Raw genomic sequence first — 20,288 nt, 5'->3', positions numbered from 1 at the left:
CGACTCCCATTAGATGGCGGCGATGTCGAGGGACTTGAGCTTGAACTGCTTGGCGAAGGCGTTCATCATCAGCCGCTTGCCGAGCGGAACCCTGGTCACCTTCTGGGTGAGGGCACGCATGGCCAGGTCGCGCCGGGTCTGGGGGACGAACATCGTCAGACCCTCCGTACGGCCGGACCTCTGCTGCGCGGCGATGAACGGCCGCAGCCGCTGCTCCCACTCGCGCAGCGCGCGTGCGGTGTTGCCGGCGTTGCGGTGCAGTACGGTGCCCAGCAGATCCGCGCCGGCCAGTGCGCTGGAGGCGCCCATGCCGGTGTAGAGCGTCAGGCACCAGGCCGAGTCGCCGAGCAGGACGACGCGGCCGGTGTGCCAGGCGGGCATCTCCACCTGGTGAACGGAGTCGAAGAGGTAGTCGTCCGCCTGCTCGAACTGGCTGAGCAGGTGCTCCAGCACCGGGCCGGTCGGCTCGGGGCCGAAAGCGCGCCGTAGTGACTCGACGGGCGGGCGGCGGAACTGGGCGTCCTCGTCGCCGGTGCGGTAGCTGAACAGCACGGTGGGCAGGTGATCGGCAAAGGGGAAGATCCACGCGGAGCGACCGGTCTCGGCCAGCACGAGCCCGTCGGACAGCCGGTAGCCGGGGACGGGCTCCTTCAGCAGCGCGGCGCCGATGATGTGGTGGAAGGGGCGCAGGAAGTCGGCGTCCGGGCCGAAGGCCAGGCGGCGCACGGTGGAGCGCAGACCGTCGGCGCCTACCACGAGGTCGAAGCGTTCTGTGGTCTCGGTTGTGGAGCGCAGCGTGACGTGGACGCCGTCGGGGTGCTCCTCGATGGCGACCGGGGTCGTGCCGTAACGGATCTCGACGTGCGGGGCTACGGTGTCGTGGAGGGCCGCCTCGATGTCCCCGCGCAGCATCAGGCTCGGTTGCCCGGGCAGGTCGGCGTACCCCATGCCCGGCCTGCGGCGGCCGGCTCGGTCGATGTTGTAGGTGATGCTGTCGGGCGCGGCCCGGTTGCCGATGGCGTCGAGCACGCCCATGCGCTGGGCCGCGGTGCGGCCGGTGTCGAACAGGCCGATGAAGTAGCCGGCGGATCGCCGCTCCGGGGCGCGCTCGACGAGTACGGGCTCCCAGCCGATCTCTCGCAGGCGCATCGCCGTGGCCAGGCCCGCGATGCCCGTGCCGACGATCAGGACGCGGGATGCGTTCATATCGGTCCTCCTCAGGCATGTGGAGATGTTTCTCCACTTATGCCCTGGAGTATAACCATAACTGGAGATAATTCTCCAGTTATCCAGGTAGGCTGGGCCCATGACCGCCTCGGAGAAGTCCACGGACCGCCCGCTGCGCGCGGATGCGGAACGCAACAAACAGCGCCTCATCGCCGCCGCCCAGGAGGTCTACGCCGAACGAGGGGTGGAGGTCACCCTCGACGACATCGCCCGCCATGCGGGCGTCGGCATCGGCACCGCCTACCGCCGCTTCGCCGACCACGCAGAACTCATCGACGCGGCCTTCGAGTCCGAGGTACGCCAGATGATCGCCCTTGCCGAAGCGGCTCTCACTCACCAAGATCCTTGGGAGGGGGTCGTACAGCTCCTCCTGACCACCGGCGAGCACGTCGCCCGTAACCGCGGCCTGCGGGAGGTCCTGGTGAACCGCAGACTCGGCAGGGACCGGGTGGCCGCCGCCAGGGAGCAGCTCACGCCCGCGGTCAACGCCGTCTTCACTCGCGCCCAGCAGGCCGGACACCTCCGGGACGACCTCGAGGTGACCGACTTCCCCTTCATCCAGATGATGATCGGGGCGACGGCCGAGCACAGCCGCGACGTCGCGCCGGAGCTGTGGCGACGCTACCTCACCGTCCTTCTCGACGGCCTGCGCCCCGCTCGCAACAGCCCGACCCCACTGGCCCACCGGGCACTTGACCCGCAGGAATTCGACCAGACCATGGTGTGATGCGCTTCAGCACCGGGCGCGGACGATGCACTGGATGAGAAGTTCGGCCGATACCTCCCGAAACCGCGAACCTGGGAAACGGGACCAACAGGGATGCTCACGCTGGATGCCGTCGAACGCCCCGGGCATCACGTCCAGGAGATCCTCATCCGGCGTTGGTCCGGCCAGGCCCTCGATCCCATCCCACGGCCCGCCTGTTCACCGACGAGGTCGTCACCAAGCTCGGCTACGAACACCTCCGCCGCCACGACCGTCGCCACGATGCCGGGATACCGCTCCACTGCTCCCGCAAGATCACCGGCCACGGTTCGCTCACCACGACGCAGCGGTACCACCACCCCGACCCGCGACGCCATCGCCGCCGCCGCAGGAACGGCTCCGGATCTTGGTCCCAAACTGAAGGCGGACTGAATGATCACCACACCGGCCCCGACAATCAGAAAGGCCGGTCCACCTGGGCTTTCACCCTCGGCGACCGGCCTGTTCCAACCGTCGGGACGACAGGATTTGAACCTGCGACCCCTTGACCCCCAGGACATAAGTGCAGGACTCTGCGCTGCTCGAACGCCCCCCGGAGGCATCCCAGGACGTTCCCTCATCCTGGCGTTGTGCAGGCACACGCAACGCGTGTGGTCCCAGGCATTCCAGTGGTCCGATGGCTAGAACCACCCCGGCGAAGTCCACCGGTCGATCCCAGACGATGTCATCAGAGCCCACCACGTCGGCGCGCTCCCCCATCGAGGTCTGGATCCGACGAACGACCACCACCAGCGTCCTCATCCTCGCGGCCATCGCCGCGGTCGTGTCCTTTAGACACATGCACCACCTCGCGCTCACGCACGGAGAAGGTTCATTGGCAGCGGCGCTCATTCCGCTAGCCGTCGACGGCACCATCGTTGCCGCATCCATGTCACTTCTCCTCGCTAACCGCAACGGATCACGAGGAGGCCCACTGCCCTGGACCATGCTGCTCGTCAGCAGCTTCGCCAGCCTGGGAGCCAACACGCCGCCGCCGAACCAACCCTGATCGCCCGATTGATCGCAGGCTGGCCGAGCCTCGCGTTGATCGGCGCCTATGAAATGCTCATGAGCCAGATCCGCATGCTCGCCCACCACAAGCACGCCAAGAACAGCTCACCCCGCCGAAGCCAGCGCGGCGGCAGCGTCCCAGAGGGGCCTATCGCCCGCCCGAGGAAGGGCGACAACTCCGTCCAGCGAGCTGCATGGAAATGGGCACAAATCCACACCGACCCCACCGGGGAGCTTCCCAGCAGTATGGCCATCGCATGCGAGTTTGCCCGTTCTCCACGCTGGGGTCGACTGGTGAAGAAGGCCGGACTTGCTGGCGAACTGTAGCGATTCCAACATCGCCAGCTGTCGAAGGACGGCCAGCGACGACCGGCTCTTGGCCTCACTTTGAGACAGGCTCTGGCGCTCCCGTGGTGCGCGGAAGCGTTCTCCACTCCGAGCACAGAGCGGCGTCAGAGTGTCCAGCCCTTTCATCGCGGGCTCGGGCCAGTTGGTGACCGCCACGACCGGACGTTCGATGTACTGCGACGCCGAGCGGCTGGGCCGAAAAGGCTTCGAAAAGCAGATCCAAAGCGCCCCTGCCTAGCGTGCGATCGCATGAAGCGAATGCTGATCTCCACCTCCGTCGCCATCACCGCAGCGGCCGTCGCCCTCTTCTCCACCTCCCTGCCGGCCGCAGCCAAGGCGTCCTCATGGAATGAGTGCGGCTACAGAAATGTCTGCACCTACTACAGCGCCAACGGCGGAGGACGGCCCGCCAGGAAGTCCGAGGGTAACCTCGGACGCCACAGCGGCGTCCGTTCGATCTTCAACAACGGATCGCCGGGCGGCTGGGACCACATCAAGCTCACCTACGAATACAGGGCCGGTGGCGAGGTCCATCGCGCGGTCCGGTGCATCCACCAGGGCGAGAAGAAGAACATCGTCGTCCCGGGCGGTGGCCCCGTCGAGGTCATCTCCGCCATCTGGGTCTCCCCCTGGACCGCTCCCTGCAACGGCTGACAAACGACCCGGCGACCGGGGCAGCCGGTCGCCGAGGACACCGATGAGCAAGCTGGCCTCGTAGCAGGCGGCCAGCTTGCCCCATCAGTACTCGCCGGACGAAAGCGCAGAGGGGCAGCGCAGGGCAGCGTGTCGGGGAACGAACGAGGCCGTGCGTCCAACCTCACGCCGTACCGGCCGACCTTCAAACGACGACTCCCATGCGGTCGAGGAGGAAGCGATCCGGCCGCCAGCTGATCCGCGTGAGCGGCCTGGGGAGTGGATCGCCATCGGCTGACCCCCGTCGTGGGCTACGACATCCGCGCCCGCTACGGCCCTGTCCGCCGACTCGCCGGGTCGCGGCCTTCCTACCAGCGCTCAGGGTGAGACGGGGGTGTAGCGGCCAACGAGGCGACGGAGGTACGGCCGCGGATCCGGCCGCTGCGCACATACATGGCGGTTAGATGGGTGTATCCGGTGAAGGCGAGCGGGGGCGGAAGAGACGGGGTCAGGGGAGGGGGCGGTCGAGGATCACTGAGCGGGCGGTGAATCCGTGGCGCGCGTAGAACCGCAGTGCCGCCTCGTTGGCCGCGTAGGCCGTAACCGAAGCCCGCACCGCCCCGTGCCGGGCGGCCCACTCTAGGAATGCCTCGGCGAGGAGCGTCCCGGCGCCGCCTCCGCGGTGCTCGGGATAGACGTGGATGCTCTCCAGCTCGGCGCCGCGGATCGGGTGGACATTGCCCGGGCCGACGAGGCGGCCGACGAGGTGGCCCACCACGGTCTGGCCGTCGCGGGCGAGCAGGACCACGTTGTCGCCGGACAGGGCGCCTTCCGCGTAGGCGCGGCCGGACAGGGCGCCTTCCGCGTAGGCGCGGCCGGACAGGGCGCCTTCCGCGTAGGCGCGGCCGGACCGGTCGGCCCAGCCGAGGTCGGTCGCGTCCGGGTCGTGGCGGCCGGCGTCCTCGGCGACGAGGGCGATGGCGGAGCGGAGGAACTCGTCGATGTCGTCGTTGGTCGCCCGTTCGATGCTGATCACGGTGCGGATAGTAGCGGGTGAAGAACAGGCTTCAAGAGAGCAAGTGGGGTGGGGGACGGTACGACGGGACCCAGCTGCTGACAACCGCGACGCTCGACTCCGAGCTCCGGTCCGGGCATTGCAGGGGCGAACTCTACCCGCACATCGGCACCGGGCTGCCATTCCAAGACCATGATCTGATGACGCAGAGCGAAAACATCGGCATCCTTGTCGCGATCACTCATCGGCAGTAGCCGTACCGCTACGAAGGCGTTCGTAACGGTCAGATGGGCCAGACGAAGAAGCACGAACGATCATCATGCCGCACGGTCTTCCTCCACGAACGAGTGGAGACCGCCATGCCGTCCGGGGCTTCGCAAGGCCATGACCTTGCCGGACGGAATCATCGGCAGGCGCAGGGTACTGTGGGGAGCCGGGGGCAGCCCGTATCTCTATTGAGCCTAACCTCGATGGCTCCGTAAAGCGCCGGCTCATTGGCTTGCCTCGGGGCCTGGTCAGTCGCTTCCCCGGCCCAACGGCCCGAATGCCACATCCTCATCCTGCTCCAGGATCTGACCCTGCGAGCCGTAGGCGGTGACCGTGACCGGTGGCGAATCCAGGATGGTGAGAGGTCCGCCCAGCGGGTCCTCACCACCATCGGGGTCCGGGACTGATCTCCCCAGCACCCGGGCGACGAAAAAGCCGTTGGCCACGCGCGCATCGGTACGCCGACCGTCCGCCCAGTCGATCTCGACCCGTATCACGTCCGATTGCACCCGACCGGCGACGACCCGGTAGATGTCGTCTTTTTGACTCCGCTCCGGCCCCAACGTATACGAGTGCATATGCGAGGTGTAGGCGTCCACCTGAAGGCCCCCCGAGAAGCCGGTCATGTTCCCCGGAGCCTTGAACCCCCAGTAGGTGAAGATCGCTCGCTCCGCGAAATCCTTCTGTGAGGTCGGCGTGCATAGGACAAAGCCGGACAGGCTACCGACCAGAGCCGTCGACCCGGCCTCGTCGCGATACTCCACGAGCAACCGGAAGTCCTTGACCGTGCCATATTCAGGGAGGCGCCGGTTACCGTCCATGTTGTGCACCGGGCCTCCCTGGGGCATGCACTCGCGCACGGCCTGCAACTGCTGAGGGGTGTTGTCCGGCAGGCGTTCCATCCTCGCCCCGGTGACCTGACCGGAGCCTCCGGACGTCACCACGATCACCGAGGCGATCACCGAAGCGGCTGCGGCGAGCCCGGCGACTGACCATGACATGCGCCGACGCCGCAGGGAGCCGATCCGTGCCTGCCTGGCGTAGGCGAGCGCGTCAATGGGCCTGGCCTTCTCCGCCATCAGTCGCAGTTCCGCAGAGATTTGCTGCTCGTCGATAGTCATCTCAGGCCTCCAGGGTGACGGTCTTGCCGATCACCGCGCGCAACCGGGCGATGGCTTGGTGAGTCTGGCTACGCACGGTCCCTACCGAGCAGCCCATGATCTTGGCGACTTCGGACTCCGAGAGGTCTTCGTAGTAACGAAGCACCAGGACCGCCCTTTTGCGCGCCGGCAGGATCCGTAGCGCCTGGGCCAGGGTGATACGCGTCTCGACCTCGCGAGTCCGGTCATCTGTGGCCCGGTCAGGAGGCGATAGGACCAGCCGTTCGCGGGACCAGCGCGGACTTCGCCAGCGACCGACCTGTTCGTGGTACATGACCTTGCGTACATACGCCTCCGGATTGTCGCGGATGCGCCGCCAGTGTCCGGCAGTCTTGGCTAACGCGGTCTGGAGCAGATCCTCGGCGGCGTGCTGGTCGTTGGTCAGGAGGTAGGCGAGCCTGATCAGACTGTCGGAGCGGGTGGTGACGAACTCGGTGAAGGCTCGCTGCTGGTCGGGGTGCAAAGGTTCTCCTCTGGTCTCACCCACCTAGATGCGGGCGGGCTCGCGAATCTATGGCGTGGCGCCAGAGGGCTGCGAGTGCCCATTAATCATCCGGCCAGGTCAAGCCACAATGCCGGTACTCCTTCAGGACACCTCCGAGCCGATCACGCCGGCAGACGTCCAACGAGGTCATCCAGGCCGAGTCGATATCAGGATCAACGAGTAGAGCCGGGGCAGCCTGTCGCAGAGCCGGTGGGGCCGGTGCCCGTTGGAGAAGGTCGGACTCGCGTATTGAGCGCAGGAAGCCGGCTCAGGTGGTGGACGCCCGCTCGGGCTCCGGGGGGACGCCTTCTCGCTTGAGGAGCCCCCAGACCGTGGACGGCGCGACCTTGATGCAAGCATGGCGAGCTCACCATGCACCCGCCGATGTCCCCAGCCCGGATTCTCCCGAACCAGGCGTAGGACGAGTGTGCGGATGAAGCCGACCGTGGGCGGTCGCCCTCGCCGCTTCGGCCGGCAGAGGCGGGTGTGACGACGTCCCATCAGATCACGCTGCCAGCGCAAGACCGTGTCAGAAGGATGAGAAGCCGCAACTGGCGCAGGACCTCGCGAGGCGGCGATGTCAGGAAAGCGGCAAGGTAGGCCCGGTCCTCAGGCGCAAATCGCACTGTGGTATCAGGGCCGAGTTGGCGTGCAAGGACGGTGACCTGATAGCGCAGGACGAGGACCTCCACGTCCTTGTCCCGATCGCCCATAGACAGCAACCGCAGTGCGGCGAACGCGTGCGTAGCGGCGAGGTAGGCAGGTGAAGGAGCACAACGGATCATCCTGCCGTACGCACTTCCGCCTTCCGAGTCGGAGGAGCTCGCGTACGCCACGCGAAATCCCCGCAGAGCCATGACCTGGCCCGGATGCGTTTATCGGCAGGCGCAGTTCCACCGACCTACATCCAGAAGGCCCAATAGGTCTTGGTGGCGTCGAGGACGATCGTGGCGAGCGCGCCTGCCAGAACCCCGTAGAGCAGGTATCTCCGCTGGCTTCCCTGGCTGCGCTTCTCGACGCGGTCGGCAACCGTATCGATCTGCTGCTGGAGGAGTAACTCGAAGGCTTCGGCCTCTTCTCGACGCCGTTCGGCTGCCTCTCGGCTCGACTCAGCTTCCAGTCGATTCTCTTCTGCTTCTGCCGCGAGGCGCCGAGCTACTGCTGCACGTGCCCTCATCGCAGCTTCCAGCGCAGAGAGTTCGTCGAATGTCTCTTCCAGGCGAGAAGCAAGCTCGCCGAATTTGATCTCCAGGCTTTCGTCATCGCCAACGTAGCGATGGCCCCGGCCAGCTTGGACGTTGTAGGAGACCGTGTGGAGAAGATCTCGGGTCTCGATTGCAACGTGCCTATGGCGGAGCTGGCCAAGCAGTAGCAGCGCGACGACGATGAGGAGCGCGGGCGTCAGGAGGGAGTCCTGAAGGCCGATCGGTAAGGGGGCCAGCGTGAGACGAGATCACCAAGCTATACCCGAAAGTGGCGCACCTCGTTCGGCCTGCCTGGATCAGTACTGACTGTCTCTAGAGACAGATCATTCCTGTCACGACAGAGATCCGGCCATCCTCAGCGGGTGCGATCTTCAGGGCCTTGGCACCGGCGCGACAGAGCGCCACGCGGCGGGCTGTCGAGCCATACGGCGAACCGCAGGCCAAGCCGTGCAGATCGCGGCCGGAGCGACCTTGAAGGGCTGGCGCCTTCTCGCCAAGCCCCGTACGGACGCCTCCAGCACCACTCAGCTGCTGCGCCTACTTGTGGTCATGGCCAGGTGCATGCTGTCGTTCCACTCCCCGGGCACATGACGATGGGGATCGCACCCAGGTCCTCCGCTACCGAGGGCCGTCGCGCCTACTGGCTCGCGAACGTGCGCCGCGCATGAGGCGATCGTCAATCCCGCATCTCCACGGATGAAACAAACCCTCCCAAGTCGCACAAACCTCACCCGTCCCGCCCACGGGCTGTTCCCGATCATGCAGAGCTGCGGCCACTTTGAAGCGAGGCCCGCCGGGCCGTAGAAGGAGCAGCAGCAACCGATGAGCGAAGGGCCAGCCGACCCCCGAAGACGGCATACGACGACCGCGGCCGGCACGCACGAGTCCGTGCGTGCAGCCTTCATCTCCTTTATGGAAAGCGAGTCCGCCCGCCTGATCAGATTCCTGATGTACAACGGCGCATCCTTAGAGGACAGCAAGGACGCCGTTCAGGATGCGTTCCTTGACACGTGGAAGTTACTGATCACGCAACCAGCCGCGTGGATCACGATCGAGGATCCACGACTGTGGATCCGCCAGGTGGCGCGCCGAGCGCTCGCACGGCCGCGGGGACAGCGGCGAACCCAGGCGCCAACCGTGCCGCTCACGACCGGATTGCCCGGCCATGACCGGGCGGTCGAAGACGAGATCGAGCAGGCGGTGGTGACCTCGGATCTGTGCGCCGCCCTGCGGAGGGTGCCGCCGGACCAGCGACTGGCGATGGCCTACTACCTGGAGGATCTGACGCACCCCGTCATCGCCGAGCAGTTGGGCATCACCGAGCAGCAGTCGCGCGACCTGATCAAACGAGCCCGTACGGCACTGCGCGTCGCCCTGCTCGCCTACCACGGCAAGAGCGGTGATCCGCGGTGACGGACGACGAGTTCGACAAGATGCTGAAGCGCTCGGGAGAGGCACTCGAGCAGGAGATCGGCGCATGCACCGACACAGGACCGTCGCTGGAACGCCTGCTGGACGTCGTGCCCGATCCCATCGGCCTGGCGATGACCCATGCCCGGCTGGCGGACGTCACGGACGAGCTGCGTCACGCCGATTTTCTCGCCATCGCGCTGGCCGGGGCGTTCCCAGCCTCGGAGAGGGTACGCGGCACGGTCGCAGCCGTCGCGAAGGCTCTGGACCTGGCGTCATCTGAAATGACCGAGTCGATGCCTGAGCTGGTGCTTCTGGTCGCAATCGCGGTCGGACGGGCCTTCAAGACCGTCACCTCGCTGGCCGACGACACCGACGCCGTGATCGCCCGGCTGCTGCTGAACGTGCTCGCCCGAGCCCTGGCGAAAGCCGGTGACCTGTCGGTCGACCTCGCGGACGCGGTACCGAGTCCCGATCAGGCCGAGTTCACGGACCCCGGAGCGGCGTACTGGATGTTCGGGCTGCACCGTCTGCACCCTTGACTCAATGGCTGCCCGCTCAACCCACCCCGTCGATCCTCAATGCCTTCACATACTGCCGGACCCGGCCTGGATCCTGAGGGAAGTAGCCGTCCCAATCCTCATCCAACCGTCGCCACAGCGCCGGTTGCCCGGCTTCCGCTGAAAGCGGCTGGGCCGGGTCGGCAATCGCGGCATAGGACAACGACAACGTCACCGGCAAGTCCGGGTGGAAGGAGCGAACAGCCACTGCGGCGGGCCGCTCCAGCAGCCGCGGGCGCAATCCCGTCTCCTCCGCCAACTCGCGAGCCGCACCCTGGCGCGGGCTCTCGCCCGGCTCGACCTTGCCGCCGGGCGGCACCAGGCCGCGCCAGGGATGCTGGACCAGGACGATCTGCTCAAGCGCGGGATCCAGCACCCATACCTCGGCACCCAACGGCTCCATCGGCTTGGTCAACGCCGAGCGCAGCCAGGAACAGGCCTGATCGAACTCCAGCACGGCCGACTGGGCATCGAAGACGGCAGCCTCCAACGAGCGCTGCACCCACGGATGACGGATCATCGCGCCAGGCTACGTCCGGACACTGACAACGCCCCCTCCCCATCCGCACCCACGATTCACCACACCAACCTCCAACACCAACACAGAGATGGGGACCCGATGCCTTCTCGGTCATCACTCGTTCGATGTGGGTGATGCCGTGGGTGTGGAAGAAGGCGGCCGCGCGGCGGAGGAATGCGGTGCAGGAATGCGGCGCAGGTGTCGGCCTTCTCGTCGGGGATGCGGCCGAAGTCTGGGCCGACATCCACGAAGCCTTCCTGAAACTCGCCTGCGTCCTCATCTCCTGGCGACGTCTGACGTCATTACGTTAGGAGCTCTTTAGCCTGCCAGCCGTGCTCGGTGCCTTTAGGCAGCATCCAGTAGCATTCGACACCGCCCTCGCCTCCGGCTCCATGCAGCGAGATGAACTTGGCGTTGGCCGTGGGTGGTTCCTGTGCAACCTGTCGCCAGATGAACTGCTCCCACCCATCGCGTTGCCCACCAGGGCCGAGTGACCGAATTCGCGTGAATTCGATGTCGGCAATGTTCACGGGTGTTCTTCTGATGCTGCGGCCGGAGTCTGGGGGAAACGCTACCGCTCCGGAGTTCGCGGCCGGATACTGGCGGCACGCGCCGCTTTCACACCGCCGCCCGCAATCACGGCTCCTGGCCTCGATCGAACGCGCCGCGCACAACGGCTGTAAAGACGTGACAGCTGGCCCGCCACGGGCAGCGCGGCCGAACCCGCAGTTACCCCACCGGCTGGCTAACACACGCAGACCCTCGGGGCCCATCGTTGTAGGGAGAGAGGGCCTGATAGGGCCAAGCCACGCTGATTTCGACGGTCAAGGGTTCGCCATGAGAACAGCAGGCGACCACCGGATCGTGATCGGTGCTCTGCGGTCGACGGCGCACTCAAACATGGCGTGACATTCTTGGGCATTCAATGAACGGCGATAGCTGGGCGGTGTGGCATAGACGCATACATTGAAGTGGAGCGCGGCATGTAAGCCCGCGACTTGAAGTAGACGAGTGCTCAATGACTCACCTTTACGTTGTAGATTCGCAAAACCCACACCATGGACGTGAGCTACCTGAGCGCGTCAGCAGCATCAGGCACGAACCCCTCAGGCCGGCGCGGCGGCCTGCGGTAGCCCGTACTCTCCGGCCGCGTCGGGATCTCCAGCGGCGGCCGTTGCACCTCGTGGTACGGCACCGTCGACAGCAGGTGCGAGATCATGTTGATCCGCGCCCGCCGCTTGTCCTCGCTCTCCACCTCGTGCCACGGCACCTCCGGAATGTCGGTGTGCACCAGCATCTCGTCCTTGGCCCGGGAGTACTCCTCCCACCGCGAGAACGACTCCATGTCCATCGGCGACAACTTCCACCGCCGCATCGTGTCCTCCAGCCGGTCGCGGAACCTGCGCTCCTGCTCGGCGTCACTCACCGAGAACCAGTACTTGCGCAACATGATCCCCTCCTCCACCAGCAGCCGCTCGAAGATCGGGCACTGGTGCAGGAACCGCGTGTACTCCTCCTGCGTACAGAACCCCATCACCCGCTCCACACCGGCGCGGTTGTACCAGCTCCGGTCGAACAGCACGATCTCCCCCGCCGCCGGCAGGTGCTCGACGTAGCGCTGGAAGTACCACTGCGTGCGCTCCCGCTCGGTCGGCGCGGGCAGCGCCACGATCCTCGCCACGCGCGGGTTCAGATACTCCGCCACCCGCTTGATCGTGCTGCCCTTCCCCGCCGCGTCCCGGCCCTCGAAGATCACCACCAGGCGCTCGCCCTCGGCCTTGACCCACTCCTGGAGCTTGACCAGCTCCGCCTGGAGCCGGACGAGCTCCTTCTCGTACGGCTTGCGCCGCACCTTGCCCTTGCCCATCTGCCACCCTCGTCGCACGTCACGAAGCCTCCAAAACGCATCATGACATGTCGCGACTCCGATAGGTCACACCCTAAACAAATGCCGAAACCAATAAATACTGAATTGCACCATAATAAATAAATGTGCAGTTAAGGTCCTAGGTTACAAAAGCCAGAGTCCAGTGGCACTTGAGCGAACAATAATGCGTCGTCAAAGTTCAAGGTGTTCAAGAATTCACGTGGCCCCAAGAAAGGACACCCTTGAATCGCCTGCAGAAAACGTCGACCATCCTCGCCACCACAATCCTCGCCGCAGCGACCGTCCTGGCTGCTCCAAGCCTCGGGTCGACTATCGGGACCACTTCCGCCGACATCTACGAGAGGACCGACTACTACCTGTTCAGTGCCAGCCTCGAAGAATTCGCCGGCGTCTGGAACGCTCAGCCGAAATCAGGGGCCGACGCCCTCCTGTCCTGGTCGGCCGACGACTGCTCGAAATCTCCCGACGCATTCCTGGGACGCAAATTCGACGACGCCTGCCGACGGCATGATTTCGGATACCGCAACTACAAGCTCCAGGGGCGCTTCACCGAAGCAAACCGCAGGCGCATCGACGACACCCTGAGGAGCGATCTCCTCAAGGCCTGCGGCAACGGCTCCTCCCTCTCGGCACGTGCGTGCCGTACGACCGCCAGGCTGTACCGCAGGGTGGTCCGCATAGCCGGCGACTGGTTCGCCAAGGGCCGTATCCCCGTGGCCGTGGTCATTCCCAGCAGCCGCAGCGGCCGCTGCCTCGACGCACCACGGTCATCGGCCGCCAACGGCACGCCGGTGAGCTTGTGGGACTGCAACAACCAGAATCGGAGGAACGGAGTCCAGACCGCCGCCTTCAGGAACATCAAGGGGATGGGCACCCTGGAGTTCGCCGTCAACGGCGGCCGGAAGTGCCTGGACGCCGATCTCAACACCATCGGCGGCAACGGCACCAAGGTCCAGCTGTGGGACTGCAACGGACAGTCCCAGCAGTTCTGGATCGTCACCGGCAAGGATCATCGGGGTTACGAAATCCGCAACGGCCGAGATGTCACGAAGTGCCTGGACGCCGACCTCAACACCATCGGCGGCAACGGCACAAGGGTCCAACTGTGGGACTGCAACGGACAGTCCCAGCAGCGGTGGCGCACGCTCTACTGGTGACGGTGAGGGCGGCATGGGTCACGGCCATGGCGACCCCATGCCGCCCCCTTCCACGCGACCGGCTGGCCCGGCTACCAGCCGCGCCGGGCCGGCGGTGCGCCTGTGTCCCGGCTGCGGTAGACCACGTACGGCCGGGTGAGGTACCCGATCGGCGCGGTCAGCATGTGCACCAGCCGGGTGAACGGCCAGATCGCGAACAGCGCCAGCGCGCTCAGCGCGTGCAGCTGGAACAGCAGTGGCGCGCCTGCCATCAGCGACGGATCAGGGCTCAGGTAGAACACCGAGCGGAACCACGGCGAGATGGTCGTGCGGTAGTCGTAGCCGCCGCCGACGATGTTCGCCATCACCGTCGCCGCCAGCCCGAGCGCGATGGTCAGTCCCAGGGCCGCGTACATGAGCTTGTCGTTGCGGGTGGTGGCGGTGAACACGGGCCCGACGGTGCGGCGGCGGTAGACGAGGATGGCTAGCCCGCCGAGCGTGGCGACGCCCGCGATGGTGCCCAGCGTGACGGCCACCACGTGGTAGACCTCCTCACCGATCCCGATCGCCTCGGTCCAGCTCTTGGGGATGACCAGCCCGCCGATGTGGCCGAGCAGCACGACGAGGATCCCGAAGTGGAACAGCGGGCTGCCGATGCGCAGCAGCCTCGACTCGTACAGCTGCGACGAGCGCGTGGTCCAGCCGAACTTGTCGTAGCGGTAGCGCCAGACGTGGCCGAGCACGAACACGGTGAGCGCCACGTAGGGCGCTACGACCCACAGCAGGACGTTCATTGCGACGCCTCCGTGACCGTGTAGGGTTCCAGGCCGACTTCCTCGGCCGGCGGTCCTTCGGCCGCCAGGCGCAGGGCCGCCGCCCGCTCGCGGGCACCGGCCGGTGGAAGCGTCGCCGACACCGCGCCCACCACGTCCGCGTACGGCGAGCGTTCCTCCTCCAGCGCCGTGCGCAGCAACTCCAGCCCCGCACGGTGCTCGCGCAGCAAGCGCAGAGCCTGCTGGACGGCCCCGCGGCCGGACAGCTCGCACACCACGGCCAGGTGGTCGGGCAGCTCGCCGTCGGCGGGCTCGAACCCGGCTTCGCGCATGGCGTGCTTGAAGCGCAGCAGCGCCCCGCCTCGTTTGCGGGTGTCGCCGTAGGCGTAGTAGGTCAGGTAGAGGCAGCAGCGCCGTTTGAGGTCGAAGGTCTCCACGTAGTGGCGGGCCAGTTCGCCGGGGACCGTGTTCTCGACATGTCGCAGGAAGGCGGTCAGCAGCGAGCGGGCCTCCCCCACCGGCAGCCCCGCCACCGCGTCGGACAACACGGCGCGCGCGCCGTACAGCCGCTCGTCGGGGTAGCCGAGCAGCACCGAGGCCACCAGGTGGGTGGTCCGCAGATCGTTCATGACGACTCCTGGTCGCGCTTGGGGAAGAGGCCTTCCGGGGTGCCCTTGCCGTCCCAGTTGAGCAGGTTGACCCGGCCGCGCAGGTCGTGTTCGTCGCCTTCCTGGCGCTGGCGCAGAGCGTGGAAGTTCTCGACCGCGACGGGAGCGGGCAGGCCGGAGGCCTCGCCGAACGGTCCGGCCATGCCAGGCCCTCCGTCGTAATCGAGGCTGCAGCCGGTGGCGCTCTCCTCCAGCTGCCTGCCCTGCTCGGCGTGGGCCTTGGGGATGACGTAGCGCTCGGCGTAGGGGGCCAGGGCCAGCAGGCGGTGCATCCCCTCGATCTGCGGGCCGGTCATCCCCACCGCGGTGGCGATCGACTCGTCGGCCTTCTGACCGAGGTTGAGCCGCCGCATGTAGGAGCGCATGGCGGCCAGCCGCTGCAAGACGCCGCGGACCGGCGCGGGGTCGCCGGCGGTGAACAGCTCCGCGAGGTAGCCGATGGGGATGCGCAGGGCGTCGATCGCGCCGAACAGGTTGCCCGCGTCCTCGCCGTCGTGGCCGGTCCCGGCCAGCACGTCGACCACGGGTGACAGGGGCGGGATGTACCAGACCATCGGCATCGTGCGGTACTCGGGATGCAGGGGCAGCGCCACGCCGTACTCGAAGATCAGCTTGTGGATCGGCGAGCTGCGGGCCGCCTCCAGCCAGTCGTCGGGGATCCCCTCGGCCCGCGCCGCGGCGATCACTTCGGGGTCGTGCGGGTCGAGCATAACGCCACGCTGGGCCTCGTACAGGTCCTTCTCGTCCTGGACCGACGCCGCTTCGGCGACGCGGTCGGCGTCGTAGAGGATCAGGCCGAGATAGCGCAGGCGGCCCACGCAGGTCTCCGAGCACACGGTCGGGATGCCGACCTCCACCCGCGGGTAGCACATCGTGCACTTCTCGGCCTTGCCGGTGCGGTGGTTGAAGTACACCTTCTTGTAAGGGCAGCCGGTCACGCACATGCGCCAGCCGCGACAGCGGTCCTGGTCGACGAGCACGATGCCGTCCTCCGAGCGCTTGTACATCGCGCCTGACGGGCAGGAGGCCACGCAGGAGGGGTTGAGGCAGTGCTCGCAGATGCGCGGCAGGTAGAACATGAACGCCCGCTCGAACTCCAGCTTGACCTGGTCGGACACCTTGCGCAGCACCGGGTCGGGCGAAGGGTCGCCGGCGAGGTTGTCGTCCCAGTTCGCACTCCAGGTGATCTTGGTCGGTTCGCCGCTGATCAGCGACCTGGGCCGGGCGACCGGGGTGTCCTGGGTGGCGGGGGCGGAGAAGAGGCGGTCGTAGTCATAGGTCCAGGGCTCGTAGTAGTCCTGGATGGACGGCATGAGCGGGTTGGCGAAGATGGTGAGCAGTTTGCGGAGCCGCCCGCCGGCCTTGAGGCGCAGGCGTCCGCGCCGGTTGAGCTCCCAGCCGCCCTTCCACCTTTCCTGGTCCTGGTAGGTACGGGGGTAGCCCTGGCCTGGGCGGGTCTCGACGTTGTTGAACCAGACGTACTCGACGCCCGCGCGGTTGGTCCAGGCCTGCTTGCACGTGACCGAGCAGGTGTGGCAGCCGATGCACTTGTCCAGGTTCATGACCATGGCCAGCTGTGCCATGACGCGCATCAGTAGTCGACCTCCTGGGAGCGGCGGCGGATCACGGTGACCTCGTCGCGCTGGTTGCCGGTGGGTCCGAGGTAGTTGAAGGCGAAGCTGAGCTGGGCGTAGCCGCCGATGAGGTGGGTGGGCTTGACCAGCAGCCGGGTCAGCGAGTTGTGGATGCCTCCGCGCCTGCCGGAGGTCTCAGACTTGGGGACGTCCACCACGCGTTCCTGGGCGTGATACATGTACACGGTTCCCTCCGGCATGCGGTGCGAGACCACCGCGCGGGCCACGACGACGCCGTTGCGGTTGACGGCCTCGACCCAGTCGTTGTCGCAGACGGCGGCCTTCGCGGCGTCCTGCGGCGACATCCAGATGGTCGGCCCGCCGCGTGACAGGGTGAGCATCAGCAGGTTGTCCTGGTATTCGGAGTGGATCGACCACTTGGAGTGCGGGGTGAGATAGCGCACCAGCACGCCCTCGGCCTTCTCCGGCCCGAACATCGCGGTCATGTTGAGCGGCGGCCGGTAAACGGGCAGGGCCTCGCCCGCCTCGTGGATCCAGTCGTGGTCGAGGTAGAAGTGCTGGCGCCCGGTGAGGGTGTGCCAGGGTTTGCGGTGCTCCACGTTGATGGTGAAGGCGGAGTACCGGCGCCCGCCGCTCTCGCTGCCCGACCACTCGGGTGAGGTGATCACCGGCACGGGCCTGGACTGGGTGTCGGCGAAGGTGATCTGCCTGTGCTCGTCGGCCAGCCCGTCGAACGAGGTTCCCGTACGGCGGGCCAGCGTGGCGAAGCCCTGTGCGGCCAGATGCCCGTTGGTGGTACCCGACAGGGCCAGGATGGCCTCGCACATGTCCACGTCGCGGGCCAGCGAGGGCCGCCCCTCCGCGGTGGCGCCGTTGATGCGGCGCAGCCGTTCGACCTCGGCCGACAGGTCGTAGGTCAGGCCCTTGGTGGTGGCGCCGAGCCGATCGGCCAGCGGCCCGAGCGCCGCCATCTTGCGCGCGACGGCACCGTAGTCACGCTCTACGGCGACGAGTTTGGGGAAGTCGCGTCCCGGTGTGGGGGTACGGCCAGTGGCCCTCCAGTCGTGCACCCGTCCGTGCGGGCTGGCCAGCTCGTCGGGGGTGTCGTGCAGCAGCGGAACGGCCACGACATCGGTGCGGGTGCCCAGATGGTGCTCGGCCAGCGCGCTGAAGGCCTCGGCGATGGCGTGGAAGGCGGCGAAGTCGGTGCGGGTCTGCCAGGGCGGGTCGATCGCCGGGGTGAAGGCGTGCACGAACGGGTGCATGTCGGTCGACGACAGGTCATGCTTCTCGTACCAGGTGGCGGCGGGCAGCACGATGTCGGAGAACAGGGTGGTGGACGTCATCCGGAAGTCCAGCGACAGCAGCAGGTCGAGCTTGCCCTGTGGCGCCTCCTCGTGCCAGGTCACATCGTGCGGCCGCTGCTCGGGCGCCGCCTCCTCGGCGCGCACGGAGGAGTCCGTGCCGAGCAGGTGGCGCAGGAAGTACTCGTTGCCCTTGGCCGAGGAGCCGAGCAGGTTGGCCCGCCACACCGTCAGCACCCGAGGCCAGTTCCGCGGGGCGTCGGGGTCCTCGCAGGCGAATCCCAGCCGGCCGGCGGCGACCTCCTCGGCGACGTAGGCGGCCACATCCTCTCCCGCCTCGTCGGCCAGGTCGAGAGGGTTGCGGTCGAAGGTGGGATAGGAGGGCATCCAGCCCATCCGCGCCGACTGCGACAGCAGGTCGGCCGTGGCCTTGCCGGCGAACCTGCCCTGACCCAGTGGTGAGGAGACGACGTCGGCGGTGTAGGTGTCGTAACGCCACTGGTCGGTGTGCAGGTACCAGAAGGCGGTGCCGATCATCTGCCTGGGCGGACGCGACCAGTCGAGGCCGAAGGCGAGCTGCGCCCACCCGGTGACGGGACGGCACTTCTCCTGGCCGACGTAGTGCGCCCACCCTCCCCCGTTGACGCCCTGGCAGCCGGTCAGCGTGGTCAGCGCCAGGAACGAGCGGTAGATCGTGTCGGAGTGGAACCAGTGGTTCGTCCCCGCCCCCATGATGATCATGGATCGGCCGCCCGAGTCCTCGGCACTGCGGGCGAACTCCCGCGCGATACGCGCCGCCGCGGCCGCGGGCACGCCCGTGATGGCCTCCTGCCAGGCGGGCGTGTACGGCTCGGCGGCGTCGTCATAGCCCTGCGGCCACGTCCCGGGCAGTCCGTCGCGGGGCACGCCGTACTGGGCGAGCATCAGGTCGAACACCGTGGTCACCAGCTGCCCGTTGACCCGCCGCGCCGGCACTCCCCTGCGCAGCACGCCGTCGGTGTCGAAGCGGGGCAGCAGCACCTCGGCCGGCTCACCGCCGAGCAGCGACAGCAGGGGCTCCACCTCGCCGAGGTCGAGGTTCCAGCGCCCCTGTCCCTGTTCGGAGTAGCGGAAGGCGAGCGAGCCGTTCGGCACGACGGGCTCTCCGTCGCGGGCATCCAGCAGCACCGTGGCGAAGGCCGCCTCCTCGCCCTCCTGACCCAGGTCGGCGGCGGTGAGGAACTTGTCGGGCACGTAAGCGCCGTCACGCTCGCTCAGCCGTACGAGGAAGGGCAGGTCGGTGTAGCGCCTGACGTAGTCGTCGAAGGCGGGCGTGAGCCGGTCGGCGAAGAACTCCTTGAGGATCACGTGGCCCATGGCCATGGCCAGGGCGCCGTCGGTGCCGGGATGCGGTGCAAGCCACTCGTCGGCGAACTTGGCCGCGTCGTTGTAGTCGGGCGACAGGACGACGACCTTCTGGCCCCGGTAACGAGCCTCGGTCATGTAGTGGGCGTCGGGTGTGCGGGTGACCGGGACGTTGGAGCCCCAGAGCATCAGGTAGGCGGCGTCCCACCAGTCGGCCGACTCGGGCACGTCGGTCTGGTCGCCGAACATCTGCGGCGAGGCGACCGGGAGGTCGGCGTACCAGTCGTAGAACGACAACATCGACCCGCCGATCAGCGAGACGAAGCGGGCGCCGGCCGCGTGCGAGGCCATCGACATCGCCGGGATCGGAGAGAATCCGGCCACCCGGTCCGGCCCGTAGGACTTGATCGTGTGCACGTGAGCCGCAGCGATGATCTCGCAGGCTTCGTCCCAGGTGACGCGCACCAGCCCGCCCTTGCCACGAGCTGACTGGTAGCGGCGGCGCTTGACCGGGTCGGCCGTGATCTCCGCCCAGGCGGCCACCGGGTCGCCCAGGCGCGCCTTCGCCTCGCGGTACATCTCCACCAGCACGCCCCTGGCGTACGGGTAGCGCACCCGGGTTGGCGAGTAGGTGTACCAGGAGAAGGCGGCACCACGGGGACAACCGCGCGGCTCGTACTCCGGCCGGTCGCCTCCCACACTCGGATAGTCGGTCTGCTGCGCCTCCCACGTGATCACGCCGTCCTTGACGTACACCTTCCAGGAACACGAGCCCGTGCAGTTCACGCCGTGGGTCGAGCGCACCACCTTGTCGTGGCTCCACCGGTCTCGGTAGAATACGTCGCCCTCCCGGCCGCCGATCTGATGCAGGGTCCTCAGGTCGGCGGAGACGGCACCCGGCCGCAGATGCCGTCCGAGTTTCAGCAGAGCGTCGCTGAACGGACCGTCCGTAGCGGCCATGGGTCTGACTCCTTCTTTCATGAGCGAACGATCCC

The 20,288-nt window shown here is 67.2% G+C and carries 19 protein-coding genes; 7 read left to right on the top strand and 12 right to left on the bottom strand.

All coding sequences use genetic code 11. The features are described from left to right. Positions 1-9 precede the first annotated feature (9 nt). On the bottom strand, positions 10-1,206 hold the full coding sequence (locus tag HNR30_RS07015) for an FAD-dependent monooxygenase (protein WP_181608797.1): 1,197 nt from the start codon (positions 1,204-1,206) through the stop codon (positions 10-12). Between the two features lie 100 nt (positions 1,207-1,306). Between HNR30_RS07015 and HNR30_RS07010 the strand changes: the two genes are divergently transcribed. The 3 genes from HNR30_RS07010 (at position 1,307) to HNR30_RS07000 (ending at position 3,985) form a co-directional block, all read left to right on the top strand. Beyond that, positions 1,307-1,954, top strand: coding sequence for a TetR/AcrR family transcriptional regulator (locus tag HNR30_RS07010; RefSeq protein ID WP_181608796.1), 648 nt, complete (start codon positions 1,307-1,309; stop codon positions 1,952-1,954). A 655-nt stretch (positions 1,955-2,609) separates the two neighbouring features. Continuing rightward, complete coding sequence (locus HNR30_RS47380) at positions 2,610-2,981, top strand: DUF2637 domain-containing protein (RefSeq protein WP_246377200.1); 372 nt, start codon at positions 2,610-2,612, stop codon at positions 2,979-2,981. Positions 2,982-3,580: 599 nt separating this feature from the next. Next, positions 3,581-3,985, top strand: a complete 405-nt coding sequence (locus HNR30_RS07000; protein ID WP_181608795.1) for a hypothetical protein — start codon at positions 3,581-3,583, stop codon at positions 3,983-3,985. 487 nt (positions 3,986-4,472) lie between these two features. Here HNR30_RS07000 and HNR30_RS06995 read toward each other — a convergent pair whose 3' ends face one another. The 4 genes from HNR30_RS06995 to HNR30_RS06980 all read right to left on the bottom strand — a co-directional run bounded on the left by HNR30_RS06995 (position 4,473) and on the right by HNR30_RS06980 (position 8,067). Further along, the gene (locus HNR30_RS06995) at positions 4,473-5,000 is read right to left on the bottom strand and encodes a GNAT family N-acetyltransferase (protein WP_181608794.1); all 528 of its coding nucleotides are present in this window, start codon (positions 4,998-5,000) and stop codon (positions 4,473-4,475) included. Positions 5,001-5,494: 494 nt separating this feature from the next. Next, positions 5,495-6,367 carry a hypothetical protein gene (locus HNR30_RS06990; RefSeq protein WP_181608793.1) on the bottom strand — a complete coding sequence of 291 codons (873 nt, stop codon included), beginning with the start codon at positions 6,365-6,367 and terminating at the stop codon, positions 5,495-5,497. A 1-nt stretch (position 6,368) separates the two neighbouring features. Next, positions 6,369-6,869, bottom strand: coding sequence for a SigE family RNA polymerase sigma factor (locus HNR30_RS06985; RefSeq protein WP_181608792.1), 501 nt, complete (start codon positions 6,867-6,869; stop codon positions 6,369-6,371). A 922-nt stretch (positions 6,870-7,791) separates the two neighbouring features. Beyond that, positions 7,792-8,067: a hypothetical protein gene (locus HNR30_RS06980; protein WP_181608791.1), complete on the bottom strand. Its 276-nt coding sequence runs from the start codon at positions 8,065-8,067 to the stop codon at positions 7,792-7,794. Between the two features lie 916 nt (positions 8,068-8,983). On the opposite strand from HNR30_RS06980, the gene HNR30_RS06975 reads away from it, so the two are divergent. Together HNR30_RS06975 and HNR30_RS06970 are read left to right on the top strand one after the other, a co-directional pair. After that, a complete protein-coding gene (locus tag HNR30_RS06975) occupies positions 8,984-9,508 on the top strand; it encodes an RNA polymerase sigma factor (RefSeq protein WP_181608790.1) in 525 nt (174 codons plus the stop codon). Continuing rightward, a complete protein-coding gene (locus tag HNR30_RS06970; RefSeq protein WP_181608789.1) occupies positions 9,505-10,047 on the top strand; it encodes a hypothetical protein in 543 nt (180 codons plus the stop codon). The genes HNR30_RS06975 and HNR30_RS06970 overlap by 4 nt, the downstream gene beginning before the upstream one ends. 16 nt (positions 10,048-10,063) lie before the next feature. Here the strand turns inward: HNR30_RS06970 and HNR30_RS06965 are convergent, their stop codons facing one another. Further along, positions 10,064-10,585: an NUDIX domain-containing protein gene (locus HNR30_RS06965; protein WP_181608788.1), complete on the bottom strand. Its 522-nt coding sequence runs from the start codon at positions 10,583-10,585 to the stop codon at positions 10,064-10,066. 134 nt (positions 10,586-10,719) lie between these two features. Here HNR30_RS06965 and HNR30_RS06960 point away from each other — a divergent pair, with 134 nt between their 5' ends. Then, positions 10,720-10,896 carry a hypothetical protein gene (locus tag HNR30_RS06960; RefSeq protein ID WP_181608787.1) on the top strand — a complete coding sequence of 59 codons (177 nt, stop codon included), beginning with the start codon at positions 10,720-10,722 and terminating at the stop codon, positions 10,894-10,896. On the opposite strand, the gene HNR30_RS06955 is transcribed toward HNR30_RS06960, so the two are convergent. Next, positions 10,888-11,115: a hypothetical protein gene (locus HNR30_RS06955; RefSeq protein ID WP_181608786.1), complete on the bottom strand. Its 228-nt coding sequence runs from the start codon at positions 11,113-11,115 to the stop codon at positions 10,888-10,890. The two genes, HNR30_RS06960 and HNR30_RS06955, sit on opposite strands and share 9 nt — an antisense overlap. Positions 11,116-11,654: 539 nt before the next feature. Then, positions 11,655-12,470: a polyphosphate kinase 2 gene (ppk2, locus tag HNR30_RS06950; RefSeq protein ID WP_312894271.1), complete on the bottom strand. Its 816-nt coding sequence runs from the start codon at positions 12,468-12,470 to the stop codon at positions 11,655-11,657. 224 nt (positions 12,471-12,694) lie between these two features. Here ppk2 and HNR30_RS06945 point away from each other — a divergent pair, with 224 nt between their 5' ends. Then, positions 12,695-13,630 carry a phospholipase A2 gene (locus HNR30_RS06945; protein WP_181608785.1) on the top strand — a complete coding sequence of 312 codons (936 nt, stop codon included), beginning with the start codon at positions 12,695-12,697 and terminating at the stop codon, positions 13,628-13,630. 71 nt (positions 13,631-13,701) lie between these two features. Here HNR30_RS06945 and narI read toward each other — a convergent pair whose 3' ends face one another. The 4 genes from narI to HNR30_RS06925 are packed head-to-tail and all read right to left on the bottom strand — an operon-like array spanning position 13,702 to position 20,253. Next, complete coding sequence (gene narI, locus HNR30_RS06940; protein ID WP_181608784.1) at positions 13,702-14,403, bottom strand: respiratory nitrate reductase subunit gamma; 702 nt, start codon at positions 14,401-14,403, stop codon at positions 13,702-13,704. After that, positions 14,400-15,011, bottom strand: coding sequence for a nitrate reductase molybdenum cofactor assembly chaperone (gene narJ, locus HNR30_RS06935; RefSeq protein ID WP_181608783.1), 612 nt, complete (start codon positions 15,009-15,011; stop codon positions 14,400-14,402). Before narJ ends, narI begins: the two co-directional genes overlap by 4 nt. Then, on the bottom strand, positions 15,008-16,642 hold the full coding sequence (narH, locus tag HNR30_RS06930) for a nitrate reductase subunit beta (protein ID WP_181608782.1): 1,635 nt from the start codon (positions 16,640-16,642) through the stop codon (positions 15,008-15,010). The genes narJ and narH overlap by 4 nt, the downstream gene beginning before the upstream one ends. After that, positions 16,642-20,253 (bottom strand): nitrate reductase subunit alpha, encoded by a 3,612-nt coding sequence (locus HNR30_RS06925; protein ID WP_181608781.1) that lies wholly within the window; start codon positions 20,251-20,253, stop codon positions 16,642-16,644. The genes narH and HNR30_RS06925 overlap by 1 nt, the downstream gene beginning before the upstream one ends. Positions 20,254-20,288 lie beyond the last annotated feature (35 nt).

Origin of the sequence: Nonomuraea soli, from assembly GCF_013761175.1 — a bacterium.
GTDB lineage: Bacteria > Actinomycetota > Actinomycetes > Streptosporangiales > Streptosporangiaceae > Nonomuraea > Nonomuraea soli.
This window is presented reverse-complemented; position numbering and strand designations above follow the sequence as displayed.